Annotated in this window: 16 protein-coding genes; 9 read left to right on the top strand and 7 right to left on the bottom strand. The window is 63.7% G+C overall.

Annotation, left to right across the window (positions count from 1 at the left end; translation table 11 throughout):
- The first annotated feature begins 592 nt into the window (after positions 1 to 592).
- The 4 genes from AC522E_RS14580 (at position 593) to AC522E_RS14565 (ending at position 3,727) form a co-directional block, all read left to right on the top strand.
- Positions 593 to 1,423, top strand: a complete 831-nt coding sequence (locus tag AC522E_RS14580; RefSeq protein WP_500746979.1) for an isocitrate lyase/PEP mutase family protein — start codon at positions 593 to 595, stop codon at positions 1,421 to 1,423.
- 315 nt (positions 1,424 to 1,738) lie between these two features.
- On the top strand, positions 1,739 to 2,308 hold the full coding sequence (locus AC522E_RS14575) for a helix-turn-helix domain-containing protein (protein ID WP_500746978.1): 570 nt from the start codon (positions 1,739 to 1,741) through the stop codon (positions 2,306 to 2,308).
- Between the two features lie 7 nt (positions 2,309 to 2,315).
- On the top strand, positions 2,316 to 2,621 hold the full coding sequence (locus AC522E_RS14570; RefSeq protein WP_500746977.1) for a hypothetical protein: 306 nt from the start codon (positions 2,316 to 2,318) through the stop codon (positions 2,619 to 2,621).
- Positions 2,622 to 2,782: 161 nt separating this feature from the next.
- Positions 2,783 to 3,727 (top strand): DMT family transporter, encoded by a 945-nt coding sequence (locus tag AC522E_RS14565; protein WP_500746976.1) that lies wholly within the window; start codon positions 2,783 to 2,785, stop codon positions 3,725 to 3,727.
- Between the two features lie 13 nt (positions 3,728 to 3,740).
- Here AC522E_RS14565 and AC522E_RS14560 read toward each other — a convergent pair whose 3' ends face one another.
- Complete coding sequence (locus tag AC522E_RS14560; protein ID WP_500746975.1) at positions 3,741 to 4,631, bottom strand: LysR substrate-binding domain-containing protein; 891 nt, start codon at positions 4,629 to 4,631, stop codon at positions 3,741 to 3,743.
- A gap of 253 nt (positions 4,632 to 4,884) precedes the next feature.
- Here AC522E_RS14560 and AC522E_RS14555 point away from each other — a divergent pair, with 253 nt between their 5' ends.
- Complete coding sequence (locus AC522E_RS14555) at positions 4,885 to 5,211, top strand: DUF1127 domain-containing protein (RefSeq protein WP_500746974.1); 327 nt, start codon at positions 4,885 to 4,887, stop codon at positions 5,209 to 5,211.
- Between the two features lie 100 nt (positions 5,212 to 5,311).
- Here the strand turns inward: AC522E_RS14555 and AC522E_RS14550 are convergent, their stop codons facing one another.
- The 3 genes from AC522E_RS14550 to AC522E_RS14540 are packed head-to-tail and all read right to left on the bottom strand — an operon-like array spanning position 5,312 to position 9,282.
- Complete coding sequence (locus AC522E_RS14550; protein WP_500746973.1) at positions 5,312 to 6,010, bottom strand: DUF937 domain-containing protein; 699 nt, start codon at positions 6,008 to 6,010, stop codon at positions 5,312 to 5,314.
- A 39-nt stretch (positions 6,011 to 6,049) separates the two neighbouring features.
- Entirely contained in the window at positions 6,050 to 7,429 is a 1,380-nt protein-coding gene (locus AC522E_RS14545; RefSeq protein WP_500746972.1) for an MATE family efflux transporter, read from the bottom strand.
- Positions 7,429 to 9,282, bottom strand: coding sequence for a monovalent cation:proton antiporter-2 (CPA2) family protein (locus AC522E_RS14540; protein ID WP_500746971.1), 1,854 nt, complete (start codon positions 9,280 to 9,282; stop codon positions 7,429 to 7,431). Before AC522E_RS14540 ends, AC522E_RS14545 begins: the two co-directional genes overlap by 1 nt.
- Before the next feature lie 144 nt (positions 9,283 to 9,426).
- On the opposite strand from AC522E_RS14540, the gene ispH reads away from it, so the two are divergent.
- Genes ispH through rnhA form a run of 3 tightly spaced genes read left to right on the top strand, consistent with a single transcriptional unit; the run spans position 9,427 to position 11,840 of the window.
- The gene (ispH, locus tag AC522E_RS14535) at positions 9,427 to 10,386 is read left to right on the top strand and encodes a 4-hydroxy-3-methylbut-2-enyl diphosphate reductase (RefSeq protein ID WP_500746970.1); all 960 of its coding nucleotides are present in this window, start codon (positions 9,427 to 9,429) and stop codon (positions 10,384 to 10,386) included.
- A 3-nt stretch (positions 10,387 to 10,389) separates the two neighbouring features.
- Positions 10,390 to 11,355, top strand: a complete 966-nt coding sequence (locus AC522E_RS14530) for a homoserine kinase (protein WP_500746969.1) — start codon at positions 10,390 to 10,392, stop codon at positions 11,353 to 11,355.
- Entirely contained in the window at positions 11,352 to 11,840 is a 489-nt protein-coding gene (gene rnhA, locus AC522E_RS14525; RefSeq protein ID WP_500746968.1) for a ribonuclease HI, read from the top strand. Before AC522E_RS14530 ends, rnhA begins: the two co-directional genes overlap by 4 nt.
- A 27-nt stretch (positions 11,841 to 11,867) precedes the next feature.
- Here the strand turns inward: rnhA and AC522E_RS14520 are convergent, their stop codons facing one another.
- Positions 11,868 to 12,350 (bottom strand): peroxiredoxin, encoded by a 483-nt coding sequence (locus AC522E_RS14520; RefSeq protein WP_500746967.1) that lies wholly within the window; start codon positions 12,348 to 12,350, stop codon positions 11,868 to 11,870.
- Between the two features lie 41 nt (positions 12,351 to 12,391).
- On the bottom strand, positions 12,392 to 13,081 hold the full coding sequence (locus tag AC522E_RS14515; RefSeq protein ID WP_500746966.1) for a protein-disulfide reductase DsbD domain-containing protein: 690 nt from the start codon (positions 13,079 to 13,081) through the stop codon (positions 12,392 to 12,394).
- A 239-nt stretch (positions 13,082 to 13,320) separates the two neighbouring features.
- On the opposite strand from AC522E_RS14515, the gene AC522E_RS14510 reads away from it, so the two are divergent.
- Positions 13,321 to 13,932 carry a YqgE/AlgH family protein gene (locus AC522E_RS14510; protein WP_500746965.1) on the top strand — a complete coding sequence of 204 codons (612 nt, stop codon included), beginning with the start codon at positions 13,321 to 13,323 and terminating at the stop codon, positions 13,930 to 13,932.
- Positions 13,933 to 13,939: 7 nt separating this feature from the next.
- Here the strand turns inward: AC522E_RS14510 and AC522E_RS14505 are convergent, their stop codons facing one another.
- On the bottom strand, positions 13,940 to 16,774 hold the full coding sequence (locus tag AC522E_RS14505) for an EAL domain-containing protein (RefSeq protein WP_500750705.1): 2,835 nt from the start codon (positions 16,772 to 16,774) through the stop codon (positions 13,940 to 13,942).
- Between the last annotated feature and the right edge of the window lie 282 nt (positions 16,775 to 17,056).

The following is a 17,056-nucleotide window of genomic DNA, read 5'->3' as shown; positions in this document are numbered from 1 at the left end:
ACGCGCGGAGAGAACACGGTTTGCCGCGGCGCTTTCGTGGCGGAGGTGCATTGTGTGAAAGCGCAACGGCGCCTCGCAAGCCGCGGCAGAAGGCCGATACAGTCCTGGGACAGACCGGCTGTCTTCTTATGAGACCCGAGCGAGCCTTCGACAGTGCGGTCCTGCCACCGGCAAGAGCGGCAGGACCGTCTTGTCATTACTGCCGCTCGCTCTGAATCTGCCGCGCCTGATCGATGACGGCAGAGAACGTTTGATCGTCTACTTCCAGCCGGAGGCGGTCCCTTAACGATTCATCCAATTCAGTCTCAACAATGTAATGTTCTAAAGAACTGTCTTGTCTTGGGCTGGAGTTGTTATTCGAATACGCTGCTCTTCGAGACGTTGTCTCTCATTCCAGCTGCCGAGTGCTAGGCGATACGCTTCACCATGTGCCGGATATGATGCCCTCCAGCCCACGGCGAAGGCCTCTCCAATTCTCACCTGTGTTGCGGCGCGCAGCGGGAAACGACCGAAGATCCGGTGGGCGATCATTGCCCGACAGATTGTCCTTTCTTGCTTCATGCTATGCTTCGCCTGTGAGCAGGAGCACGGCATGGCAAGTCAGAGCGACAAATATCAGGCACTGTGCGCGTTGCATCGACGTCCGGGCGCTTTCGTCATTCCTAACCCCTGGGATGCGGGTTCAGCCCGCATTCTCGCAGCCCTCGGCTTCGAAGCATTGGCGACCACCAGCGCGGGGTTCGCCTTCTCCATCGGCCGACGTGACTCGGCAGCCGCTCTTTCGCGCGACGATATCCTGCGGAATGCACGGAGCATCGTCGACGCGACCGATCTGCCTGTATCCGCCGACCTGGAGGATGGCTTCGGGGCCGATCCAGCATCCTGTGCCGAAACAATTTCCCTCGCTTCGAAGGTTGGTCTCGTCGGCGGCTCGATCGAGGATGCGACCGGAAATCCCGCCGCTCCCATCTTCGACTTCACTCTTGCGGTGGAAAGGATTGCTGCGGCTGCTGAGGAGGCACGCCGACACCCTTTCGTTCTGACGGCGCGCGCTGAGAACTTCCTGAACGGGCGTGCGGACCTGGATGACACGATTCGCCGCCTGCAAGCCTTCGAAGCGGTGGGCGCCGATGTCCTCTATGCACCTGGGCTTCCAAGCCTGGATGCCATTCGGACGGTATGTTCATCCGTCAAGCGCCCGGTGAATGTCGTGATGGGGCTCGCAGGGCAGACATTTACTGTCAGCGAGCTCGAACGAGCGGGCGTCAAGCGGATCAGTGTCGGGGGATCCTTCGCCCGAGCCGCCCTCGGTGCCCTCATGCGCGCTGCCCGGGAAGTGAAGGAGCGCGGCACATTCACATACGCAATGGATGCGTTGTCCGCGCAGGAGGCGACTTCATACATGCTGAACATGGAGAGGTGAGCGCGTGGCCGCTTCCGCCCGCCGCAGTGCATCTGCGAGCTGGTTGCACATCTGGTCGGCACGTCCTGACCGAGTGCCATTGCGGTCAGACCCGACACTGGATCTGCTAGGCGCGCTTCCGGGTCCGAGGCTCAATCCTTCGAGCAGCGGATCGTCACCTGCGGAACAACTTCGTCACGTCCTCACTGACCCGGTTCTCTGGATCTCCACGGGGTGCTGGATCGCTTCCCATTCCCGCCGGAGGGCAGGGCTGCTTGGTACGGATGGTTTCAGCGGAGATCTGGACCTTTCGGAGATGTTGAATATAATGGACGAATGTCACCCATATCAGACGACGCAGGATCATTGATCGCTGAACGGATCCGGACCGAGCGGGAACAGCGCGGCTGGTCCCTTGCGGATCTCGCGGCGCGCTCCGGCGTCTCGAAAGCGATGATCAGCAGAATCGAGCGTCACGAAACGAGTCCGACCGCGGTCCTGCTGGGACGGCTGTCGAGTGCGTTCGGATTGACGCTGTCCACGCTGCTTGCCCGCGCCGAGCGGCAGCCAGGCCGCCTCCTGCGGGAGGCCGATCAGCCTGTCTGGCAGGACCCAGGCACGGGCTATCTTCGCCGTCAGATTTCCCCGCCGGTGCCCGATCCGCCCTTCGAACTCACCCGGATCGAGTTGCCGCCAGGGGCCGAAGTCGCCTATCCCGCCGGGTCCTATGCCTTCATCCGCCAGATGATCTGGGTTCTCTCCGGAGAGCTCACCTTCGTCGAAGGCGGAACCGTTCACGAACTTGCACCCGGCGATTGCCTTGCCCTTGGCCCACCCCAGGATTGCGTCTTTCGCAACAGGGCGGCCGATCCCTGCACCTATCTCGTCGTTGTTCTGAAGACCTGAGGACGCCATGGCCCCACGCAGACCCCCGCGCAGCCACAATGGTGGCCCGCCTCTGGACGATCCCGTCCATGTTCCCGAATGGGGGCGCGGCGGCTTCGGCACTTACTTCGCCTGGAAGGCAGCCAAGCGGAGCGCTTGGCGCAGCCCGTCATGGGACGTGGCACGCTTCCGGGACGACAGGGCCGAAAGGCTGGGACTGACGAGCGACGAATATACCCTGGAGATCCTCGAACGCGGCTGTCATCTGCAGGCCGAGGACGGGGAGCGGATCCGCGCCATCAAGGCCGCCCGCCGTCGGGGGCGGGCCGGTTGAATGGTTCGCGGTTCCATCCCCGGCGTTTCATCCAGGTTTCGAGGAGTTTCATCGAAACGCTGCGGCCGTCTCATCAGCGTTCGAAGGAAAATCGATCATATTTCATCATTTGCCTTGATGGATCGCGCGGCGTAATTCGGACGCTCCGCAGGGATGAAACCATGTCGCAAGCCACCATGACACAAGCTGGAACGATGCCGGGCGCGCCATCCGCGCGGCTCGCGGGAAGCACTCTTGGCCTCTATGGGGCCACGGTCGTCCTGTGGGGCGTGAGCTGGATCGGTATCCATGCCCAGCTTGGAGTGGTCGCCCCCGAGATGTCCGTGCTGTGGCGCTTCGCGCTGGCGGCGCTCTGCACCTGGGGCTGGGTTCTTGTGGCGGGCATGCGCGTGCGCTTCGCGCTCTCCGATCACCTGCGCTTCATGGCGGTGGGCCTCTGTCTCTTCTCGTTCAACTTCATCTGCTTCTATTATGGCGGCCTCACCGTGCCGTCGGGGCTGCTGTCCGTCGTCTTCTCCCTGGCCTCGATCTTCAACCTGGTGCTCGGCTTCGTGATCTTCCGCCAGCGCGTGGAGGCGCGGGTCGCCTTCGGAGGCCTGGTGGGCGTACTGGGAATCGTGCTGCTGTTCTGGCCCGAAATCACCGGTGCTGGCTTCAACGTCGCGGCCTTGCGCGGTCTTGGCCTCTGCGTGCTCGGCACCCTGTTCTTCTGCTCCGGCAACATGATCTCGACGGTGGTACAGCGGCGGGGCGCGCCGCTGATCTCCGCAAACGCCTGGGCGATGACCTATGGCGTGGTCGTGCTTCTCGTACTGAACCTGGTGCGCGGCAACGACTTCATCATCGAGCCGACGGTGACCTATCTCGGGGCCCTGGCCTATCTCGCCATCGGCGCGTCGGTCCTCGCCTTCGCGTCCTATCTGACGCTTCTGCGCCGCCTGGGCGCTGCGCGAGCGGGTTACGCAACGGTGCTTTTCCCCATCATCGCACTTGCCGTGTCGACGCTGGTCGAGGGCTATGTGTGGACGCCGCTTGCACTCGCCGGCGTCGTTCTGGCACTCGCCGGCAACATCCTCGTGCTGCGCCGCCCGACCGCCAAGACCTGAACGCTTCGGCGGGCTATTCGGCTGCCGGCGCCAGCAGCGTCCGGGTCGAGCCGAGATTGTCGAGCGACTGCTTGATGTGGAAGCCAAGCGCATCCGCCAACGGATTCTCCCCGCCGCGGGCGCGGATCAGGCCGATCTTGCACGAAGGCAAGGCCGGGAAGCCATCCGAGGGGCCGAGGATCCGCATGCCGGGACGCACGGCGCTCTCAGGCAGTACCGAGACCGCGAGCCCCGACAGGACCGCCGCGCCGACGGCGGTCGAGTGCCATGCCACATAGGCGATGCGGAAGGGCCGGTCGGCGCTTTCCAGCGCTTCCGTGGCGGAGTGCCGCCAGTCGCAGTTCGGGCGTCCCAGCGCCAGCGGGATCGGGGTCTCCTCGTGGACCGCGTGCCGACCGGACGTAACCCATAGGAGTTGCTCAATGCGCACGATCTCGGACGGGCCGCGCCGATCCACATGGGTGATGATCGCGAGGTCGATGTCCCCGTGCTGCACGCGCTCGATCAGGTTGTGCGTCGGCTCGCACATCACCGTCACCTCGGCCTTCGGATTGGAGCGCGAGAAGCGCGCCAGGATCTCGGGCAGGTAGCGGTCCGCGTAGTCGTCCGGCACGCCGAGCCGCACCCGGCCGACGAGCTCGTTGTCGTTGAAGGAGGCCATGCATTCCGCGTTCAGGCGCACGATGCGGCGGGCATAATCCAGCAACCGCTCGCCTTCCTCGGTCAGCTTCGAGAGGCGTCCGTCGCGTTCGAAGATTGCCCGTCCGACCCGGTCCTCAAGGCGCTTCATCTGCATGGAAACGGCGCTCTGCGTCTTGTGCACCACGTCCGCTGCGCGGGTGAAGGAGCCCGTATCCGCGATGGCGACGAAAGTCCGCAGCTGATCGATATCCAGAAGGTACATCGGCCTTTTCCCGTTCATCATAATTGCTGATGATACATATCTCAAACAATCGTTTCAAGTGATGAATCAAGCATGCTAACAATATCATGCAGACCACATAAAAACTTTTTGTTTCAAGGACTTGGACGTGATTTGCGCGTTGGAGCGTTTCGCTCATCCTGCTGAAACGAGAAGGACATCCGCTTGAGACGCGACCCTCCGTTTCAGGCGGATCAACCGACAATTGAGAGTGTCAGAGAGCAAGGATAGAACCATGATCCGGTCCACCATTAACGTCACGAAACTCCCCGGAGCGACGTTCCTGGGATCGATTTTCCGCGCCGTTGCCGACGTTGCCAAGGCTCTGCAACACCGCCGCGAGATCATGCATCTGGCCGAATTCGATGATCGCATGCTCAAGGATATCGGGCTCATGCGGAGCGATGTGGAAGGGGCGCTCTCCGGGTCCCTGCTTCACAATCCCTCACGGGTTTTGGTTCGATGTGCCGGGAGGCATGCCCGAGGCGAGAAGATCGGGCCGAAGGAGCAATCCGTTCGACCGGTTGTTCCCGTTGTGAAGACAAGTCCGTTTGCCGCGTAGCGCATCATGCGAACCGGGTCTTTCTCATCGGGCAGTGTGTCTGTTGAGGAGGGGCGTCGGATAATTCCCGAAAGTGGATTCCGCTTTTGGGGCCAACGCTCTAGCGCCCGGGCTTGCGGGTCTTCCAAGCCTCATCGAGGATCGACTGGAGGGAGGTCAGGTATTGCATCTGCATCTCCTGCCCCTTCTGCATCATGTCCTGCCAGGGGAGGGCGGCATCCCGCTGCCCGGAGGGGGATGGCTTGCGCTCCCTGGACGCGCCGCCGCCTTGATCCTTCAGGGGAAAAGCCTGCGCCCATCCGGCCCAGAGGGCTGTCCAGGGATCGGCTCCGTCGCCGGCCTTTCCAGGCGCCTTGGCCGGGTCCGGGAACATCTCGGCCACGTGCCCCTGGCCGGTCATCATCTGGTGCATGGTTCCAGCGAGGATGCCGGCCATCAGCGGCAGCATTTGCTGCATCAGTTCGACATTCAGGCCCGTGAAATCGGCGGCGCGATGTGCGATGCGCCGGCTTGCCTCGTCGGAGCCGAAGAGAGTGTCGATCAGGCGCTTTCCATTCTGCTGCGCCTGCGACGTCATGGCCGCCTGCCACGGGTTTGCCGGCCAAGAGGCGGCCATGCCCTGGAGGAGCGGGTTCGACGGTGCCGTCAGCATGAGGTGTTGCATACTGATGGCGAAGGCCGGGAGGAAGGCAAGCATGGCCTTCTGCGCCTGGTCTTCGGAGAGGTTGAACTGCCGGGTCAGCACGTCGAGGCCGGCGTTCGACTGGGCCTGCCGCATCAGATCGAACCAGTTGAGCATCACAGGGATCCTCTCGACAAACGCAATGTGCCGGGTTGGCTACAATGGCACCGTAGCTTGACGCTCCAATTTGCGAATTGTCCAGAAGGCTGTGATGACGGCCCCGATTCCGAAGGCAATGGAGCCCGCCCCGATCCCCAGGAGAGCGCCCTTCGGGCCTCCCATTTCGGCGCCAACATAGGCGAAGGGGATCATGCCGAGCGTGGCGCGGCCCCAATTGAAGAACGTCGACAACAGTGGAAAGCCGAGATTGTTGAAGGACGCGTTGCAGACGAAAACGAGGCCCACGAAGAACCAGATCAGTCCACTGTACTGGCAGAAGAACTGGACGATCTCCGCAGTCAGGGGCGGCGCATTGAACAGAAGCGTCAAAGGGACTTGAAGCAGATAGAGAAGCAGCCAGACGACCGCCACATAGACAAGGTTGAACGTGAGGGCGTCCTTCAGGATCTGCCGCACTCGATCGTATTGCCGCGCGCCCCAGTTCTGGCCCATGACCGGTCCAATGGCCCCGGCGAGGGCGAACAGGCCGCCGAAGGCAACCGGCGTGACCCGGTCGATGATCGCAGAGGCGGCAATGGCCTGGTCGCCGAAGCGCGCCATGATGCCTGTGAAGAAAGCGTTCGCGACCGGGGCGGCGATGTTCGTCAGGATGGCCGGGACAGCAATGGCGAAGAACGGTCGCGCATCCGCGATCATGTGGTCGAGGCGTGGCCAGGACAGCAGATCGTGATACCGCGTCACATAGCGATAGCTGACATAGACATAGACGACGCGCGCGAGGTCGATGGTGAGAGCGGCACCGTTCGACTTGAGTCCCAGGCCGAAGATGAACAGCGGATCGAGCAGCACGGTGACGGCTGCGACCGAGAGGGTCGCATACATGCTGCGCTTGGCATCGCCGACGGCGCGCAGGACGTTGGAGAGGGCCATCGCGAGGGCCATCAGCCCGTTGGTCGGCAGGGAGATCCAGAGGAAGTCATGGGCGACGCCGTAGGTCCGCTCGGAGGCGCCGATCAGGCCGAGGGTCCAAGGCAGGCTGGCCAGGGACGCGACGCTGACGAGGCTCGCCACGATGACCATCAGAGCGCAGCCCGAAGTTGCCAGACGGCGGGCGCGGGCGTTCTCCCGCGCGCCAAGAGCGCGCGAGACGAGGGCGCCAATGGGAATCATCAGTCCCACGTTGATCGAGATGGTGAAGAACATCACGACGGAGGCGATGCCCACGCCCGCGGTCATGCTTGGATCGTTCAGCCAGGAGATGTAGAGAAGGGAAACGAGATCGACGATGAAGATCGCGATCAGGCCGGCCGCGCCCGTTCCGGTCATGACGAGCACGTGGCGCATGGTCGAGCCGACGACGAAGCGCGGCGCGCTCACCTCCTTCGGAGGTGTTTCCTCGACACGGGGTGTGTCCATCAGAAGATGCTTTCGTTCAGGATGTCCCGGGTTTCGGCGCTGAGCCCACGTGCCTTGGTGGCGGGCTTCAACAGGGGCTCGGGCGTGATCTTCGCGCCGACGACAAGCTCGGCCCCGCCCATGTCTCCGCTCGTCTTCTGCAGGACGAGGCGCGCGATATCGCGCTTGCGGATCTCGCCGGCGCTCGCTTGCGCGGTTTCGGAATCGATGCCCAGTTCCTCCAAGGTCGCCTGTCCGAACGCTATCGCGGATTCGAAGCATTCCCTGATCTGGTAATCCACATCCATGCCCATGAGCCCGATCGCGTGGATCCGGTCATAGGCACGCACGAAGCTGCGGGCGTTCTGGAAATCCTGGTGGACAATCTCGACGATCTTCCGCGTCGTGTCGGGATGGTCTGTGCAGATGCAGACGATTTCCGCCGTGGCTGCGCCAGCGGCACGCAGGACGTCGAGGCGCGTGCCGTCGCCGTAATACACTTTGAGGCCGAAGCGGGCCGCATCCCGGATGCGCTCCACGTCCTTGTCGATGACCGTCGCCTCGATGCCCTGGGCGAGAAGCACCTGATTGACGATCTGGCCAAAGCGGCCGAAGCCGATCACCAGCACGCGGCTGGAGAGTTCGCCTTCCTGTCCTGGGAGTCCCGCCTGCTCGGGATGGGCTTCTCCCTGATCCCGGAGGTGCATGGACTTCTCCATGACCGTCGCCACGATGGGTCCCAGGAGCATCGTGATGGCGGCCAGCGCCGTCACGAGCTGCGCTTCCGGCCCGGGCATGAGGCCGAGGCTGAGCGCGAAGGGAATCAGGACGAAGGCGAACTCGCCGGCCGGACTCAGGAGCACGGCGGAGCGCAGAGCGTCGCGCCAGGTCGCACCGAAGAGGCGCGACAGAAGCGTGATGATCAGGGTCTTGCCGACCACCACCACCGGAGCGGCGACGGCGAGGACGATCCATTGCCTGTGCACGAGGGCGAGGTCGATGGACATGCCGACGCTCATGAAGAACAGGCCGAGCAGAATCCCGCGGAACGGCTCGATATCAGCTTCAAGCTGGTGCCGGAAGTTCGACTCCGCGAGCAGGAGGCCTGCCAGGAAGGCGCCCATGGCCATGGAGAGGCCGACCTCCTGCATCAGCAGGGCCGACCCGAGCACGACGAGCAGGGCGGACGCGGTCATGACTTCGCGGGCGCCGCTGCGCGCTAGCACACGAAAGAAGGGATTCAGCCCATAACGGCCCACGACCACCACGGCGGCAATTGCCCCGATGGTCGTCGCAACCGTCATCAGGCGCTCGGAGAGCGAATCGTGCTCGATGGCATCCAGCCCCGTCGCGAGGAGCGGCAGCAAGGCAAGAAGGGGTACGACGGAGAGGTCCTGGAACAGCAGGATCGAAAAGGAGCGCTGCCCATAGGCCGTCTGGAGATCGTTCCGCTCGCCGAGCATCTGCAGGGCAATCGCTGTAGCCGAGAGCGCCAGTGCGACGCCGGTCACGAAAGCGCTGTTCGGAGAGAAGCCGATCTCGACCGCGGCGGCCCCGAGGCAGAGGGTCGTGAGGACAAGCTGGGCAAGGCCGAGCCCGAAGATGTCGCGCTTCATCGACCACAGGTGGCTCAGCTTGAGCTCGAGCCCGATGATGAAAAGCAGGAGGACGACGCCGAGTTCGGCCACCGTGGCGATGGTTTCCGGCTCCCCGACGAGGCTCAGGCCGGACGGGCCGATGACGATGCCCGCGGCGAGATAGCCCAGGACCGCGCTCAGGCCAAGGAGGCGGAACAGGGGCACGGCCACGACCGCTGCACCGCAGAAGGTCAGGATCGGGGGAAGAAAGCTGACGTGGGAGGCCGTATCCGCCATCGGTATTCGCAATTGGTGAGCTGATGCCCCCCTTTCTAGGGGGTCTTTTCCTGAAGTGCGAGCCTTTCTTCAGCCTGCCGCCGGCGCGAATATGCGTCGCTCCCGCTTGACATTGCAGGCCCGGTTTCGCCACATCGCGGCATCATGACGAACCCGCCCCTCGATATCCTGCTTTGCGCGCCGCGTGGCTTCTGCGCCGGTGTCGTTCGCGCCATCGATGCGGTCGAGCAGGCGCTGACGATCTACGGCGCTCCGGTGTATGTCCGCCATGAAATCGTCCACAACAAGTACGTGGTGGAGGGCCTGAGGCGGAAAGGCGCGGTCTTCGTGAGGGAGCTCGACGAGATTCCGGACGGCGATGCGCCTGTCATTTTCTCCGCCCACGGGGTCCCGAAATCGGTGCCGGAGGCCGCTGCCGTCCGCCGCCTCTTCGCCATCGATGCGACCTGTCCGCTTGTGACCAAGGTCCACCGGGAGGCGCAGGTCCACCACAAACGCGGCCGCCACATCGTCCTGATCGGGCATCGCGGTCATCCGGAGGTGATCGGCACCATGGGGCAGCTGCCCGAGGGCGCGGCCACCCTGGTCGAGACTGTGGAGGATATCGCCCGGCTCCATCCCGTGGACGAAAACAACCTCGCCTTCGTGACGCAGACGACGCTCTCCGTGGACGACACGCAGGACATGGTGGAGGCCTTGAAAGCCCGGTTCCCGGCCATCGTCGGTCCGCACAAGGAAGATATCTGCTACGCCACGACCAACCGGCAGGGTGCGGTCAAGCGCGTGGCACCCCTCGTCGATGCGATGATCGTGGTCGGATCGCCCAATTCCTCCAATTCTCAGCGGCTCCGCGAGGTTGCGGAGCGGGAAGGCTGTCCGGTCGTGCGCCTGATCCTCAGGGCCGAGGATATCGACTGGAGCCTCTTCGGCAATATCCGGCGGCTCGGGATCACTGCGGGCGCATCGGCCCCGGAGGTCCTTGTGGAAGAAATCATCGACGCCTTCGCCGAGCGGTATGAGGTGTCGGTCGAAAGTGTCTCGACGGCGGATGAGAGCGTGTTCTTTCCACTGCCTCGCGAACTGCGCGAACAGGCGGCGGAATAAACCATGGCAGTCTATACGGAAGTCCAGGACGAGGAACTCGCCGTTTTCCTCGCCACCTACGACATCGGCACGGTTCTGTCCTACAAGGGCATCGCCGAGGGCGTGGAAAACACCAACTACTTCCTGCACACGACGGCAGGCTCGTACATCCTGACGCTTTACGAGAAGCGGGTGAAGGAGAGCGACCTGCCGTTCTTCATCGATCTCATGCAGCATCTGGCCCGGAAGGGCCTGAATTGCCCTCTGCCGGTGAACAACCGTAAGGGCGAGGCGCTGGGGAAGCTCACGGGCCGGCCGGCTGCGATCTGTACCTTCCTCGAAGGAATCGCTGTCCGGCGACCGACGGCGCAGCATTGCGGCGCCCTCGGTGCGGCGCTGGCAAAGCTCCACCTTGCGGGTCAGGATTTCGACATGGTCCGGCCCAACGCCCTCTCCATCGACGGCTGGCCGCCCCTGTTCGCCCAGGCCGAGGCCCAGGCCGATACGGTCGCCTCCGGACTGGCGAAGCGGACCCGGCAGGAGCTCGAGGCTCTCAAGGCCGAGTGGCCGGGCGGCCTGCCGTCCGGCATCATCCATGCCGACCTCTTTACCGACAACGTGTTCTTCATCGGCGGGGAGGTGTCGGGTCTCATCGATTTCTACTTCGCCTGTACCGACGCCTTTGCCTACGATGTCGCCATCTGCCTCAATGCTTGGTGCTTCGAGGCGGACGGTTCGTTCAACCTGACAAAGGGCCGGGCGCTCCTTGGCTGCTACCAGTCCGTCCGCAAGCTCGCACCGGCCGAAATCGAGGCTTTGCCGATCCTCTGCCGAGGCTCGGCCATGCGCTTCATGCTGACGCGCCTGGTCGACTGGCTCAATGTCCCGCCGGGCGCCCTCGTGAAGCCGAAGGATCCGCTCGAATACGACCGCAAGCTCAACTTCCACCGACATGTGAAGCACGCCCGTGAATTGGGGCTCGCCGCATGAGTGAGCGTGAGCGCGTCACGATCTACACGGACGGAGCCTGCTCGGGGAATCCGGGCCCGGGCGGATGGGCGGCGATCCTGATTTTCCGCGGCGTCGAGAAGGAAGTCTCCGGGGGCGAGCCGCAGACGACCAACAACCGCATGGAGTTGCGGGCTGCCATCGAGGGGCTGAACGCCCTGAAGCGGGCCTGCACCGTCGATCTTTTCACGGATTCCCAGTATGTGCGCCAGGGCATCACATCCTGGATGCACAACTGGAAGCGGCGCGGCTGGCGCACGGCGGACAACAAGCCCGTGAAGAACGAAGACTTATGGCGGGCGCTGGATGAAGCCGCCCATCGCCATCAGGTGGCTTGGCACTGGGTCAAGGGGCATGCGGATGACCCGACCAATGTCCGGGTGGATCAACTGGCGGTCGCGGCCCTTCAGCCCTTCAAGGGCAGTGGCAACGGCGCCGGCCCGAAGCCTTCGCTCGCGCGGGGCTGAGCGAAGGCCGCCGGCCGGCCAGGGTGATCAGAGGCTCTTGAGCAGGTTCTCGGCGCCGGAGACCTGCGCCTTGGAGGGAGCATCCTCCACGTTCAGGACCTTCACGACGCCGTCGTCGACGACCATGGCATAGCGCTGGGAGCGCATGCCGAGACCGAATCCCGAACCGTCCATGGAGAGGCCGAGGGCCTTGGCGAACTCGGCATTGCCGTCGGATATGAATTCGATGTTCTCGGCGCCGGTCGCTTTCGACCACGCATCGAGCACGAACACGTCGTTGACCGAGGTGACGACGACGGCGTCGATACCCTTGGCCTTGATGTCATCGAACTTCTGCACATAGCCCGGCAGATGATTGCGGTGGCACGTGGGCGTGAAAGCGCCGGGAACGGCGACGAGCACGACCTTGCGCCCCTTGAAGAGATCGTCGGTGGTTTTCGCAACGGGTCCGTCCGCGGTCATGATGCGGAACGTCGCCTGCGGCAGGCGATCTCCAACCTGGATGGTCATAGGCAGTTCTCCCAAGGTGAGGCGGTGTGTGCACCTCTCTCCTAGCGCGGCCGCCCATCCCCGTCGAGCTTCACGTCGGTTTCGATGCCTCGCTCCCCGTCGACAAGCGTAAGACGAATCGTGACGGGACCGGCTGCATCCTTCGGCTTCTCTTCAATGGTGACGGCAAAGACGTTTCCGGCGTCGGGTGCGGAAGTGGAGAGATACCAGTTCTCCGGTCCCTCGGCGAAGAGAGCGGGCTTCGAACCTGCCGGTGCCTGCACCTTGACCGCGAAACCCGGCTTGTCGCCGGCAAGGTTCTCAATGGACAGCACGGACAGATCCGTATGCGCCCCGACAGGCTGAGGGCGCGGCTGGCTGGCGAGCGCCTTCTCCAGCACGGCGCGCTGCGCCGCATCCGGCCCGAGGGGAAGGGACAGATCCGCATGGGCCGGGATGCAGATGTCCTTGCACACGCCGTAATCGATGGACAGCCCGAGCTTCACGGGCCTGGCCGGATCGACAGGCTTCACGATCACGGGAAGGATCACGGCGTCGCGGTAGATGTAGGCAGCACCGGCGGCATCGTCATGGCGGGCCGGAGGCGGCCATTTCACCTCGACGGCTGCAACGTTGTCCGAGGCAGACCAGTCGAAGCGGGGAGGGAGCCCCGAATCTCCCGGCGTGCGCCAATAGGTCTTGAACCCGGGATCGAGGGCGATTTCGATTCCGCCCAGCCAATTTGCGCTCACCGGCCCACCCGTGAGAAGGCGGACGCGGGAATGAAAGCCCTGTACCCAAGGAGAGGGAGGTTGAGCCTGCCCAATGGAGGGGAAAAACGCTAGAATGACCGAAATAGCAACTGAAGCAGAACTTAATCGAAATGTCATGGAACTGACGCCTCCCTGACGCGCTTCCCTTATGCGGTTTATAATGGGCGCGCCGCCATCCACGATCCCGTGATCGGGCACCCGCAACGCAGATGTGAGAGATGAGCCTCCTGACGACGCCGACCGATATGAAACCCGGTTACCTGGACGGCCAGCTTCTCGTGGCCATGCCCGGGATGATGGACGAGCGCTTCGCGCGGGCCGTGATCTACATCTGCGCCCACTCGGTGGAAGGCGCCATGGGCATTGTCCTCAACCGGCCTGCTGCCAATGTGAGCCTGCCCGACCTGCTGGTGCAGCTCGACATCATTCCGGAGCTGGAACGCATCCTTCTGCCGCAGAAGGTCGGTCAGATGCAGGTGCTCATGGGCGGCCCCGTGGAAACGAGTCGCGGCTTCGTTCTGCATTCGTCGGATTTCCATATCGCCCAGTCGACCCTGCTGATCGACGAGAGCATCTGCCTGACTGCGACCGTCGACATCCTGCGTGCCATTGCCCGGGGCGAGGGACCCAAGGACGCCATCCTGGCGCTGGGCTATGCCGGTTGGGAAGCCGGCCAGCTCGAAATCGAAATCCAGGCCAATGGCTGGCTCAACTGCCCCGCCGATGCGGAGCTGATCTTCAACGCGTCCGCCGAACTCCGCTACGAGATGGCTCTTCGCCGGATCGGCATCGATCCCGCCATGCTGTCGATGCAGGCCGGACACGCCTGATCCGGTCCTAGGCGGCCTCTGTGGCCGCGCCGACGAGTTGGCGTGCCTGCAGCACCGACATCGGCTCGCCGAAAACGGGTCCCTGCGCATATTCGCAGCCGAGCTGGTAGAGCTCGATGGCTTCCGATTCCGTCTCCGCGCCTTCGGCGATGATCGCCATGCCGAGTTCGTGCGCCATCTTGATGATGGAGCGCAGAATGACGGGCTTGCCGGACGCCATCTGGCGCACGAAGGATTCGTCCACCTTGATCGTGTCGAAGGGAAAACGCAGCAGGTAGGACAAGGCCGAATATCCGGTCCCGAAATCGTCGAGGGAAAGTCCCGCGCCGAGATCCTGCAGGCGGGCAAGCATCTGGGCGGAGTATTCCGGGTTCTCCATCACCAGGCTCTCGGTCATCTCGATCTTGAGCGATCCCGGAAGAACGCCCGTACGGGCGATCACCGCCTTCACGTCCTGGAGAAGATCGTGGCGGAGCAGATGATGACTCGACATGTTGACGCTGGCGAAGATCGGCGGCTCGACCTCGAGTGCTTCCTGCCAGGCCGCGAGCTCCCGTGCGGTCTGTTCCAGGAGGAAGAAGCTGAGGGAAACGATGAGTCCGGTCTCCTCCGCCAGGGACATGAAGTCCTCGGGACCGATACGGCCCAGGCGCGGATGGTCCCAGCGCAGCATCGATTCGAAGCCCGCAATGGTGCGGTCTTCCAGGCGGACGATGGGCTTGAACAGGACCTTGATCTCGTTGCGCTCGAGGGCGCGGCGCAGATCCGCTTCCATCGTGAAGCGATCGCTCCGGTCCGAGCGCATGGTCGGGCGGAAGACCTCGATCCGGTCGCCGCCCTGGCGCTTGGCGTGAGCCATCGCGATCTCGGCGTTGCGCAGAACCTCCTCGCGCCGCGCCGCGATCTGGGGATCGTGCAGGGCAAGGCCGATGGAGGCGGTCAGAAAGATCTCCCGTTCCGCGTAGGTCACAGGGGTCGTCATCGCTCGCCGCACCATGTCGGCGAAGGCGATGATCCGGTCCGGCTCGCGCTCGGAGAGGAGGATGATGGCGAATTCATCGCCTGAAATCCGGGCCACGGTGTCCTGTGGCCTGAGGAGCCGTCCCAGCCGGCGGGACAAGGTCAGAAGGATCGAATCTCCCGCCGCATGGCCCACGGAATCGTTCGTGGTCTTGAAATTATCGATGTCGAGAACGAGGACCGTCGGACGCACGTTGTCGTCCTGACTGGCGTAGGTGAGAGCCGCCTCGAGCCGGTCGTAGAAGAGCTGGCGGTTCGGGAGACTGGTAAGATTGTCATGGACAGCGTCGTGGAGCAGTCGCTCTTCCGACGTCTTCGAATCCGTGACATCCGCGAGGGTTCCGACGACCCGGATGACCTCCCCATCCGTGCCGATCACCGGGCGGGCCTTGAGACGGAACCAATGGTGCCCGCCCGAGGCTGCGCGCAGACGGAAATCCTGGGTCAGGCGTCCGCGGCGCTGTTCGATGATGGCATCGAGGGCGGCGCGATACCGGTCCTTGTCGAATGGGTGAACCAGATCGAGCCAGGCGGAAGCCGGACCTTCCAGGGCACCACGCTTGAGGCCGAGCTGGTGCTCCACCTCCGGGCTGACGAAGACGATATCGGACACCACGTCCCAGTCGAACACGATGTCGCCGGCTCCCGCGAGGGCGAGAGCCCTCCGCTCCGTATCGTTCACGAATCCCTGTGCGAAGGCACCGCCAGCAAAGGCATGCTGCATCACCGTGAAGCCGATGAGCATCACGATGAGCACGAGGCCGCCGATCAGGGCCGGGGGAACGAGATCCGAGACGAGATGACCCATCACGGTGAAGGTCGCCGCCGTGACCCAGGCGATGAGGAGAAGCCAGGTCGGGACGAGCATGACGGCGCGGTCGTAGCCATGCGTGGCGAGGTGAAGCACCAGGACAAAGCCGATTCCGGCCACGGCCGCGATCGAGATGCGCGCCACGCCGGAGGCGACGGGCGGATCGATGATGGCAAGCCCGATGAGCGCGCCGAGGAAGACCAGCCAGAACGCGGTGACGTGGCTGTAGCGGACGTGCCAGCGGTTCAGGTTGAGATAGGCGAAGAGGAACACGAGCAGAGTGGCCGCCAGCACCGCCTCCGCGCCGGCGCGATAGATCTGCTCCGCCTTCTCGGTGATCGGGAAGATGCGCTGGAAGAAACCGAAATCGATGCACGCATAGGCAAGGACGGCCCAGGCAAGCGCTGCCGCGGCGGGGAAAATCAACGCACCCTTCACCACGAATACGATGGTGAGGAAAAGGGCCAGGAGACCGGCGATGCCGATGATGATGCCCTTGTAGAGCGTCAGACCGTTGACCCGTTCCTTGTAGGCATCCGCATCCCAGAGATGGAGCTGGGGAAGGTTGTTGGACCGAAGCTCCGCGACGAAGGTTACCGTGCTGCCCGGGTCGAGGGTGACGAGGAAGATATCGGCATCCGCGCTGTCGTCGCGCTCTGGCCGGATTCCCTGGCTCGCCGTGATCGCCGCGATACGCGACGACCCGAGATCGGGCCAGATCACGCCGGAGGAGGTCAGGCGGAAATGGGGTGCCACCAGCAGCCGATCGACCTGTTCGTCGCTGTCGTTGGTGAGCGCGAAGACGATCCAGTCCGGCCGCGTTCCGGACTCGCGGGCTTTGACCGCGATGCGGCGGACGATGCCGTCACGGCCCGGGGCCGTCGAGATGCGAATCTCGTCGCCGTCCGAACGATAGCGCTCGACCATCGGCGTGAGGTCGATGGCGCGGACCTTGGGATCCACGCGGACGGACTCGACGGCCCGGCCGCTTGCCGGCCATGCAAGGCACATGAAAGCCGTCAGGATGACGGTTATGGCGAAAGAGACGATCCGCAACGCTTCGGTCTTCCGTCCGGGCACAGGGTTAAACGGGATTGGTATCGGTCGGGGGGCTCGAGGGCAAGGCGAAGTCGGGATATGCCCGGACTTGTCCGCAAGACTCACGCCGGAAGGACGTAGCCTTGGCCTGGGGCGACTTTGCGGCGGGATTGAGGAGAAGATCCTCGAATTGCAACAAGGTTCGAAGGGTCCGAGGTCGGAACATCGTGCGGAGAAGGAAACCGGTTTTCCGCA

This window comes from Microvirga sp. BF8 (assembly GCF_059888585.1).
This window is presented reverse-complemented; position numbering and strand designations above follow the sequence as displayed.